The organism is Luteibacter sahnii, from assembly GCF_034063545.1.
Classification (GTDB): domain Bacteria; phylum Pseudomonadota; class Gammaproteobacteria; order Xanthomonadales; family Rhodanobacteraceae; genus Luteibacter; species Luteibacter sahnii.
This window is the reverse complement of record NZ_JAQLOK010000010.1, coordinates 80,313-89,776: the sequence shown is the minus strand read 5'-3', so window position 1 is coordinate 89,776 and position 9,464 is coordinate 80,313. Positions and strand designations below refer to the sequence as shown.

The 9,464-nt window shown below is 67.3% G+C and carries 9 protein-coding genes; 4 read left to right on the top strand and 5 right to left on the bottom strand.

Features of this window, described 5'->3' with window-relative positions; translation table 11 throughout:
* Positions 1 to 140: 140 nt before the first annotated feature.
* Both PI246_RS17475 and ppsR read right to left on the bottom strand, forming a co-directional pair.
* Positions 141 to 605 (bottom strand): DUF1249 domain-containing protein, encoded by a 465-nt coding sequence (locus PI246_RS17475; RefSeq protein WP_320552603.1) that lies wholly within the window; start codon positions 603 to 605, stop codon positions 141 to 143.
* Between the two features lie 25 nt (positions 606 to 630).
* Positions 631 to 1,446, bottom strand: a complete 816-nt coding sequence (ppsR, locus tag PI246_RS17470; RefSeq protein WP_320552602.1) for a posphoenolpyruvate synthetase regulatory kinase/phosphorylase PpsR — start codon at positions 1,444 to 1,446, stop codon at positions 631 to 633.
* Positions 1,447 to 1,632: 186 nt separating this feature from the next.
* Between ppsR and ppsA the strand changes: the two genes are divergently transcribed.
* The gene (gene ppsA / locus PI246_RS17465) at positions 1,633 to 4,008 is read left to right on the top strand and encodes a phosphoenolpyruvate synthase (protein WP_320552601.1); all 2,376 of its coding nucleotides are present in this window, start codon (positions 1,633 to 1,635) and stop codon (positions 4,006 to 4,008) included.
* Between the two features lie 56 nt (positions 4,009 to 4,064).
* On the opposite strand, the gene PI246_RS17460 is transcribed toward ppsA, so the two are convergent.
* Genes PI246_RS17460 through PI246_RS17450 form a run of 3 tightly spaced genes read right to left on the bottom strand, consistent with a single transcriptional unit; the run spans position 4,065 to position 6,585 of the window.
* The gene (locus PI246_RS17460; RefSeq protein ID WP_320552600.1) at positions 4,065 to 4,832 is read right to left on the bottom strand and encodes a DeoR/GlpR family DNA-binding transcription regulator; all 768 of its coding nucleotides are present in this window, start codon (positions 4,830 to 4,832) and stop codon (positions 4,065 to 4,067) included.
* Positions 4,829 to 5,449 (bottom strand): HAD family hydrolase, encoded by a 621-nt coding sequence (locus PI246_RS17455; RefSeq protein WP_320552599.1) that lies wholly within the window; start codon positions 5,447 to 5,449, stop codon positions 4,829 to 4,831. Before PI246_RS17455 ends, PI246_RS17460 begins: the two co-directional genes overlap by 4 nt.
* Before the next feature lie 14 nt (positions 5,450 to 5,463).
* Complete coding sequence (locus PI246_RS17450; protein WP_320552598.1) at positions 5,464 to 6,585, bottom strand: MFS transporter; 1,122 nt, start codon at positions 6,583 to 6,585, stop codon at positions 5,464 to 5,466.
* 128 nt (positions 6,586 to 6,713) lie between these two features.
* Here PI246_RS17450 and lexA point away from each other — a divergent pair, with 128 nt between their 5' ends.
* The 3 genes from lexA (at position 6,714) to PI246_RS17435 (ending at position 9,459) form a co-directional block, all read left to right on the top strand.
* Positions 6,714 to 7,340, top strand: coding sequence for a transcriptional repressor LexA (gene lexA / locus PI246_RS17445; protein WP_320552597.1), 627 nt, complete (start codon positions 6,714 to 6,716; stop codon positions 7,338 to 7,340).
* Positions 7,341 to 7,342: 2 nt separating this feature from the next.
* The gene (gene imuA / locus PI246_RS17440) at positions 7,343 to 7,975 is read left to right on the top strand and encodes a translesion DNA synthesis-associated protein ImuA (protein WP_320552596.1); all 633 of its coding nucleotides are present in this window, start codon (positions 7,343 to 7,345) and stop codon (positions 7,973 to 7,975) included.
* A gap of 74 nt (positions 7,976 to 8,049) precedes the next feature.
* Entirely contained in the window at positions 8,050 to 9,459 is a 1,410-nt protein-coding gene (locus PI246_RS17435) for a Y-family DNA polymerase (protein ID WP_320552595.1), read from the top strand.
* Positions 9,460 to 9,464 lie beyond the last annotated feature (5 nt).

Below are 9,464 nucleotides of genomic sequence, written 5' to 3'. Positions count from 1 at the left end.
AGCGGTAGTTCAGTCGGTTAGAATGCTGGCCTGTCACGCCGGAGGTCGCGGGTTCGAGTCCCGTCCGCTCCGCCATTGCTTCTCGAGAAAAAGAATCCGCCTCTGGGGCGGATTTTTTTTGCGTCGCCGCCGGAGGCGAATCAGGACTCGACGCGTTCCAGCGTACCGATGGAATGGCCCTGCTCCGCCAGGAATTCGAGCCATCGGCTCAGGAAGCCGTTCATCCGCAGGCGATGCTGGAAGACCGTGTGCGCCGGCGGGAACGGCCCCAACACCTGCCACAGCTTGCGGCCCGGGTGGCAGTGCATGGCCTCGGCCATGTGGGCGTCGGTGTACATGCGCAGCTGGGCCGAGGGCGATGGCTGGCCGGTGGTCTCGTCGACGAACGCGTAGGTCAGTTCGAGTTCGAGCGTGTAGGGGTGTTTCTCCTGGACGTCGAGCTGCACCTTCAGGCCATCGTCCACGTCGGAGAGGTAACGCCCGGGCGCCAGCCGCTGCGGCGCGAACAGGCGCGCCAGGCGGTGGTAATTCTCCGAGTAGAGTCCCATGAGGAACTCGAAGCGTCCCGGGATAAGCGCGGTGGGGCGTTCGATGACGGAGGTCATGGCGCGGGGTGGGTCTCCTGGTCGGTCAGTACATGTGTCGCTCGATGCCGAGGTACTCGAAGATCTTGCTCGAGATTTCCTCGATCGAGGTGTGCGTGGTGTTGAGGACGGGGATGTTCTCCCGGCGCATCAGCCGGTCGGCCTGTTCGAGCTCCCACCGGCACTGCTTGAGCGTGGCATAACGACTGCCGGGGCGGCGCTGCTCGCGGATCTGGGCCAGCCGGACCGGGTCGATCGTCAAGCCGAACAGGCGGCTGCGGAACGGTCTCAGCCGCGGCGGCAACTCCAGCTTGTCCAGGTCGTCGTCCGTGAGCGGGTAATTGGCGGCGCACACGCCGTAATGCAAGGCCATGTAAAGGCAGGTCGGGGTCTTGCCCGAGCGCGAGACCCCGACGAGCACCACGTCGGACTGGTTGTAGTCCACGTCCAGGCCGTCATCGTGGGCCAGCGCGTAGTTGGTGGCTTCGATGCGGGCTTCGTAGCGCTCGAAGTCGACCATGCCGTGGGAGCGGTTCACCGCGCCCGACTGCTTCACCCCGAGTTCGATTTCCAGCGGCTCGATGAAGGGCGCGAACACGTCGAGCATCAGCGCCCCGCTTCCGGCCACGATGTCGCACAGGGCGCGGGAGGTCATCGTGTTGACGACGATGGGCCGCTGGCCGTCCTGGGCGTATTTGGTCTTGATCCGCAGGCAGGCCGCCTCGGCCTTGGCCGGGTTGTCGATGAACGGCAGGCGGTGGGTATCGAACTGCACCCCATCGAACTGGGTCAGCATGCTGTTGCCGATCGTCTCCGCGGTGATGCCGGTGGAGTCGGAGATGAAGAACACGGTTCGACGCATGAAGCGATTCCTTGGCGAAGGGTCCGGCATGACTCCCACCTTAAGACCAATACGCCCTTCTCACCAGCTACCCCGCATCATGACGGGCCGTTTGTGCATTGCCGCTTGTATGTCGGCAATACCACTACGACAATGCGCCGATTTTTCCAGCGCGGCCCGCCGCCCAACCGATGTGAGGATCTTCCTTTGAGCGACCTGGTACTTTGGCTCGACGCGCTACGCATGACCGACCTTGGCAAGGTGGGCGGCAAGAACGCCTCCCTGGGCGAAATGATCGGCAACCTGGCCAAACTCGGCGTTTCGGTCCCCGGCGGTTTCGCCACCACGGCGGATGCCTTCCAGACCTACCTCGAGAAAAGCGGCCTGGCCAAGCGCATCCAGGCGCGCCTGGCCACGCTCGACGTGGATGACGTGGACGAACTCACCCGCGGCGGCAAGGAAATCCGCGGCTGGATCGTCGACACCGCCCTGCCCGCCGACCTGGAACAGGCCATCCGCGAGGCCTACGCCAAGCTCTGCAAGGACGCCGGCGCCGGCGACATCGCCGTGGCCGTGCGCTCCTCCGCCACCGCCGAGGATCTCCCGGACGCCTCGTTCGCCGGCCAGCAGGAAACCTTCCTCAACGTGGTCGGCATCGACGACGTGCTGCACAAGGTGAAGGAGGTCTTCGCCTCCCTCTATAACGACCGCGCCATCGCCTACCGCGTGCACCAGGGGTTCAAGCACGAGGACGTCTTCCTCTCCGCCGGCGTGCAGCTCATGGTGCGCTCGGACGTGGGCGCGTCCGGCGTGCTGTTCACCCTCGACACCGAATCGGGTTTCCGCGACGTGGTCTTCGTCACCGGTTCGTACGGCCTGGGCGAAATGGTGGTCCAGGGCGCCGTCAATCCCGACGAGTTCTACGTGTTCAAGCCGACGCTGAAGGACGGCAAGCCAGCCGTGCTGCGTCGCAGCCTCGGCGCCAAGCAGCAGCGCATGGTCTATTCGAGCCAGCCCGGTGAACGCGTGCGCATCGAGGAGACTCCGGTCGACGATCGCCACCGCTTCTGCATCACCGATGCCGACGTGGAAGAACTCGCGCGCCAGGCGCTGATCATCGAGACGCACTACGGGCGTCCGATGGACGTCGAATGGGCGAAGGACGGCCACACCGGCAAGCTCTACATCGTGCAGGCCCGCCCGGAGACGGTGAAATCGCGCTCGCACGCCACCACCCTCGAGCGATTCCAGCTCAACGAGAAGGGCAAGGTGCTCACCGAGGGTCGCGCCATCGGCCAGAAGATCGGCTCGGGCAACGCCCGCGTGATCCGCTCGCTGGCCGACATGAACAAAGTGCAGCCGGGCGACGTCCTCGTCGCCGACATGACCGATCCCGATTGGGAGCCGGTGATGAAGCGCGCCGCGGCCATCGTCACCAACCGCGGCGGCCGTACCTGCCACGCGGCGATCATCGCCCGGGAACTGGGCGTGCCCGCCGTCGTCGGTTGCGGCAACGCGCTGGACACGATCCCCGATGGCGCGGAGGTCACGGTATCGTGCGCCGAAGGCGACACCGGCACGATCTACGAAGGCATGCTGAAGTTCGACCGCATCACCGCAGACCTCGGCGCGATGCCGGAGGCGCCGCTGAAGATCATGATGAACGTGGCCAACCCTGAGCGTGCGTTCGATTTCGGCATGCTGCCGAACGCCGGCATCGGCCTGGCCCGCCTGGAAATGATCATCGCCAGCCACATCGGCGTGCATCCGAAGGCTCTGCTCGAGTACGCCCGGCAGGACGCCGAGACAAAGGCCCGCATCGACGCGCGCATCGCCGGTTACAAGGACCCCGTATCGTTTTACGTCGATCGCCTCGGCGAAGGCATCGCCACCATCGCCGCCTCGGTGTATCCAAAGCCGGTGATCGTGCGTCTGTCCGACTTCAAGTCGAACGAGTACGCCGGCCTGCTTGGCGGCTCGCGTTATGAGCCGCACGAAGAAAACCCGATGATCGGCTACCGCGGCGCCAGCCGTTACGTGTCGCCGGATTTCGCCGAGTCGTTCGCGCTGGAATGCCAGGCGGTCAAGCACGTGCGCGAGACCATGGGCCTGTCCAACGTGTGGGTGATGATCCCGTTCGTGCGCACGCTCGACGAGGGCCGCAAGGTGATCGAGGTGCTGCGCAAGAATGGTCTCGTGCAGGGCGAACACGACCTCAAGGTCATCATGATGTGCGAGGTGCCGTCCAACGCGCTGCTGGCCGACGAATTCCTCGACATCTTCGACGGCTTCTCGATCGGCTCCAACGATCTCACCCAGCTCACGCTGGGCCTGGATCGCGATTCGAGCATCGTGGCCAACCTCTTCGACGAGCGCGACCCGGCGGTGAAGAAACTGCTCGCCCTCGCCATCAAGACGGCGCGCGAGAAAGGCAAGTACGTGGGCATCTGCGGCCAGGGCCCGTCCGATCACCCGGACCTGGCTGAATGGCTGATGGAACAGGGCATCGAGTCGGTATCGCTCAACCCCGATACCGTGGTCGATACCTGGCTGCGGCTGGCGAAGAAGAAGCAGGCGTCCTGAGGATCCTGCGGCGGCCCGTGCGCGGCCCCGTCGAGGGTCGCGCACGGGCCGCGTTGTTACCGGTGGACGGCGACGCCCGCGTTTCGATAGGCCGCCATCGCGGCATCGCTGGTGTCGGCAGACACGACCAGGTGCGTGATGGCCCCGATCGACGCGGTATGGTGCGTCGCCGAGGCGACGAGCTTGTCCGGCGTGGCGATCGCCACCGTCTCGCCGCTGGCCTCAATGATGACCTGTTTGAAGACCGTTTCTTCCGCATCGACTGTCCACAGGCCGCTGGCCGCGTCGATGGCGCACACGCCGGGAAAACACAGGTCAGCCCGGATGTCCTGCGCCTGGCGCACCGTGCGTGAGCCGATGGCACCGCCAATGTGGGGGTCGAGGCGGCCACCAAGCATAAGCACGTCGAAGCCGGGTCGACCCAGCACGGCCATGGCCACGTCAGGCGCGTTGGTCACCACGGTCAACCCGCGACGCTCGGGCAAGGCATGCGCCAGCGCGGTGTTGGTCGATCCCGCGTCGATGAACAGGATCTGCTTCTCACCCACCAGCGAAGCGGCCACCCCGGCCAGCGCGCGCTTGAGTTCGGCGCGTTCGTGGTGACGCTCGCCCAGCGGCGCCACCGGCTGCGCCAGCAAGGCGCCTCCATAGACGCGACGGCACAGTCCCTGGGCAGCCAGGTCACGCAGGTCGCGGCGAATCGAATCGTCGGACACCCGAAACGCCTGGGCGAGATCGGTGGCCACCACGCGACCGTCGCGTCGCAACCGGTCCAGTATCCACTGCTGCCGCTCACGCGGCAGACTGCCGTCGACCGCGTTCATGCCGGCAGGAAACCCAGCGCCACCAGCTCGGCGCGCAACTGTGCGGGCGACTGGAAATGGATGCCATGGATGCCCAGGCGCTCGGCGGCCTCGACGTTGACCGCGTTGTCGTCGATGAAGACGGCGGTGGCCGGATCGATGTCGTAGCGTTCCAGGAGCGTCTGATAAAGCTTCGGATCGGGCTTGATCGTGCCCTCCTCGCCCGATACCACGATGCCGTCGAACCAGCCGAAGAACGGATACCGCTCACGGGCGAACGGAAACGTCTCGTGCGACCAGTTGGTAAGGCCGTACAGCGGATGCCCCGCCTGCTTGAGGTCGTGCAGGATCACGATGCTGTCGTCGATCGGCCCCTTGAGGGTTTCCGGCCAGCGATCGTGATAGGCGGCGATCAGTTCGGCGTGTTGCGGATACTCCGCCGTGAGCAGGCTCACCGCTTCGCGCCAGGGCCGCCCCGCGTCCTGCTGGAGGTTCCAGGCGTTGGTGGTCACTTCGGCGAGAAACCGCTCCATCCCCTCTTCGTCGTCGCCGAACAGCTTGCGATAGAGATGTCGGGGATTCCAGTCGACGAGCACGCCGCCGAAATCGAAAATAATGACCTCGCGATGGGTATGCATCTGCGGTACTCCGGTCAGCGGCGCGCGATCGACGCGCAAAGGGAAACGATCACCAGCAGGCCGGCCACGCCGGTCAGGGCCAGCGGCAGGCTGCTCAGGCGGGCGGCGAAACCGATGCCGGCGGGACCGGCGAGCATGCCGGCGTAGCCCAGCGCGGTGACGATGGCGATGCCGACGCCCGGCGACGCCCCACCGAGGCGGCCCGCGGCGCTGAACAGCACCGGCACGATGTTGGACGCGCCGATGCCGACGAGCACGAAGCCGAACAAGGCGGCCGGCCCCCAAGGGAGGGTCGTGGCCGCGAGGAAGCCGGCGGCGGCGATGAGGCTGCCCGCGCGCACGATGGCGACCGGCCCCACGCGTGCGGTGATCCGGTCACCCATCAGGCGACACACCGCCATCGCCACCGAGAACGCCGCGTAGCCCAGGCCGGCCGAGGAGGCATCGAAACCGCGAGAGAAACGCAGGAACACCGCGCTCCAGTCGAGCATCGACCCTTCGGCCAGGAACACCACCATGCAGAGGAACCCGAGCAGGAACACCGCACCGCCCGGCATGCGGAACGGCGCGCGCGTATCGGCGTGGGCCTCATCGTGGCGCACGAGGAAGTGCCGCCACTGGGTCAGCACGATGGCCAGCAGCGCCAGCGAAACAGCAACGGCGCTGCCCGTGAGCGGCGCGCCGGCTTTCAGCAAGGCGGCCATGCCGGCGGACCCCACGAGGCCACCCACGCTGAAGAGCCCATGGAAGCCGGACATCATCGGCCGGGCCTCGCGCTTTTCGACGTCCACCGCGTGCGCGTTCATCGCCACGTCGACGAGTCCCAGGGCCGCGCCGAAGAACAGCAGCGCCACGCCCAGCCACCCGGCGCTCGGCGCCAGGGTGAGCAACGGGAGCGCGAGGCAGACCAGCAACCCGGACACGCCGATCACGTCACGGTTGCCGAAGCGGTGGGTCAGGAAGCCTGCCAGGGGCATGGCGCCCGCCGCGCCGCAGCCCATGCACAGCAACACCAGGCCGAGCATGCCGTCGTCCAGGTCAAGCCGGGCCTTGGCGTACGGCACCATGGGTGCCCAACTCGCCATGCCGATGCCGGAAAGAAGAAAGATCAGACGGGTGGCGCGTACAGGATTCATGAGCAGGCCATCACGTAATCAGGCATCAATGTAATCAAACATGCAACAACGTGCAAACGCAATGCACGTTTGCGTGACATCTCACGCCGCGCTTGCAAGCGCGTACGCGCCTGTGTACAAATGTACGCATGCCGAATCCACCGCTTACCGAGCGCCAGCAGCGCACCCTGACCTTCCTGCGGGACTACCTGCAGGCCCAGGGATTGCCGCCCACTTTGCGCGAGATCGCCGACGCCCTGGGCTTTCCCAGCCACAGCTCGGCCCAGGCCTGCGTGGAATCCCTAGTGCGCAAGGGCATGCTCGAGCGTTCGCCCCAGCACCGCGGCCTGCGTCTCTCCGGCGACCACGGGCGGGTCACGCGCGCCGCGGCCCTCGCCGCCCTGCCGCTGATCGGTCGCGTCGCCGCCGGCTCGCCCATCCTCGCCGAAGAAAACATCGAAGCCCAGCTCGAGGTCGAACCGGCGCTGTTCCATCCGCGTGCCGATTACCTCCTGCGCGTCGTGGGCCTGAGCATGCGCGATGCCGGCATCCTCGACGGCGACTTGCTCGCCGTCCACCGCACCCATACCGCGACCGACGGCCAGATCGTCGTGGCGCGTCTCGACGACGAGGTGACGGTCAAACGCCTGAAGCACGAGCGCGACCGCCTCCTGCTGCTTCCCGAAAACCCCGACTTCGATCCCATCGAGGTCGATCCACGCCGGCACGAGTTCGCCATCGAAGGGCGTTACGTCGGCATCATCCGCAGGGCCTGACCATGAACGCCATCGCCACGCCGTCCCTTGCCCAGGTGCTGGACCATCCCGGTATCTGGCGCCGCTCCGCCGACCGCCAGCCGCGTATGCGCGCGCTGTCCACGGGCTGGACCTCGCTCGACGCGAAGCTCCCGGGCGGTGGCTGGCCCCAGGGTGCGCTCAGCGAAATCCTCTTCGAACACCAGGGCCTGGGTGAACTCGACCTGGTCATGCCCGCCCTCGCCGCCCTCACCCAGGAACACCGCCGGGTCATCTTCGTCGCGCCGCCGCATGTGCCCTATGCCCCCGCGCTGGCCGCGGCGGGCGTCGACCTGCGCTTCCTGCACGAGATCCAGGCCGGCGCCAGCGAGGCCGCCTGGAGCATGGAGCAATGCCTTCGCTCGGGATGCTGCGGCGCCGTGGTGGGCTGGCTGGCTCCCGACATCGATTACCGCAGCCTGCGTCGGCTGCAGTTGGCCGCCGAAAGCGGCGACGCCTGCGCCCTGATTTTCCGCGATGCGTCCTATGCCGGGCAGAACAGTCCGGCCGCCCTGCGCATCAAGGTCAGCAACAGCGACGAAGCCACCTACGTGGATGTGCTCAAGTCGCGTGGCCTGCTGACCACCACCGCTCCGCTGCTGCGCATGCGGGCCTGAGGTTTGTCCGGCATGGCGATGTCCCTCATCCATCGTCATGCCGGGCACCTCGTTTCCGCCGCCTGGTCGCAGCCATGCTTTGGGCCTGTCTCCGTTTCCCCGGCCTGGCGTTCTCCGCCGCCTTCGCCGCGGCACCGGAGGCAGGCCCCTCCGCCTTGGTCGACCAGCAGGCTCGCCAGCGCCTGATCGCCCTGCCGAACGCGGAGGCCGCTATCCAAGGCGTGCGTCGCGGGCAAAGCCTGGCCGCCGCGCGGGCTCTTTGCCCGGCCCTGGTCGTTCGCCTTCGCGATCGCGATGCTGAAGCGAGCCTGCTCGCCGAACTGGCCGCGTGGTGTTACCAGTTCAGCGGGCACGTCAGTCTCGTACCGCCCCAGGCCATCCTCATGGAAGTCGGCGCGAGCCTGCGGCTTTTCGACGGCTGGCCCCGACTCGTGGAGCAGCTTCGGGAGGGGCTCTCGGCCCAGGGCCACACCCACACGATCGCGGCCACCCCGTTTCCCGCCGCCGCCTGGGTATTCGCCGCCAGCGCAGACGGGTTGGCGTTGCATGACATCGATGGCGTGCGTCGTCTGCTCGGCAGCTTGCCGCTCACCCAGAGCGGCCTGCCCACTGCGGCGATCAAGGGGCTTCAAGCCATGGGGTTCCGTCGGCTCGATGAGGTGTTTCACCTGCCTCGACCGGAACTCACCCGACGCATCGGCAGGCAGGCCCTGGGCTGGCTCGACCGTCTGCGCGGCGAAGCACCCACGGCCCTTCCCGCCTGGCAACCGCCCGCCGACTTCCGTCAGCGGATCGAATTCGACGCCGAACTCGACGGCAGCCAACCCCTGCTGTTCCCGCTACGCCGCCTGACGCGCGCGCTGGCCAACCAACTCGCCGCCCGCGACGGCGGAGTGCAACGGTTCACGCTCACGCTGGAACACGCCCGCGGGGAAAGCACCCGTGTCGTCGTGGCCATGGCGGCGCCGCAACGCGATGCCGAACGGCTTTTCGAACTGGCCCGTACACGACTGGAACGCACCACGCTGGACTCGCCCGCGCGCGCGCTCGAACTGCACGCCGACGAGTTGCCGACCTTCCGTCCGCCCGTCCGCGACCTCTTCGAACCCATCAAGGGCGATGGCCTGGACTGGGCCACGCTGGACGAACGCCTCCGCGCCCGGCTCGGCGATGCGGCGCTGAAGCAGATCGAGCAGGTCGCCGACCATCGGCCGGAACGCGCCTGGCGCTATGCCGCGCCCCATGCCCCCGTGTCGCCACCGATGCAGCGCCGGCCACTGTGGCTGCTGCGCCGGCCGGAACCCCTGGGCACCGATCCGGTCTTGCTGGCCGGTCCCGAACGCATCGAAAGCGGCTGGTGGGACGACGGGGACGTGCGGCGCGATTACTACATCGTCCGCACACCCCAGGGCCAACAGGCCTGGGCCTATCGCCCCGCCGGCTCGCGCGACGGCGAATGGATGCTTCACGGCTGGTTTGCCTGAGGCAG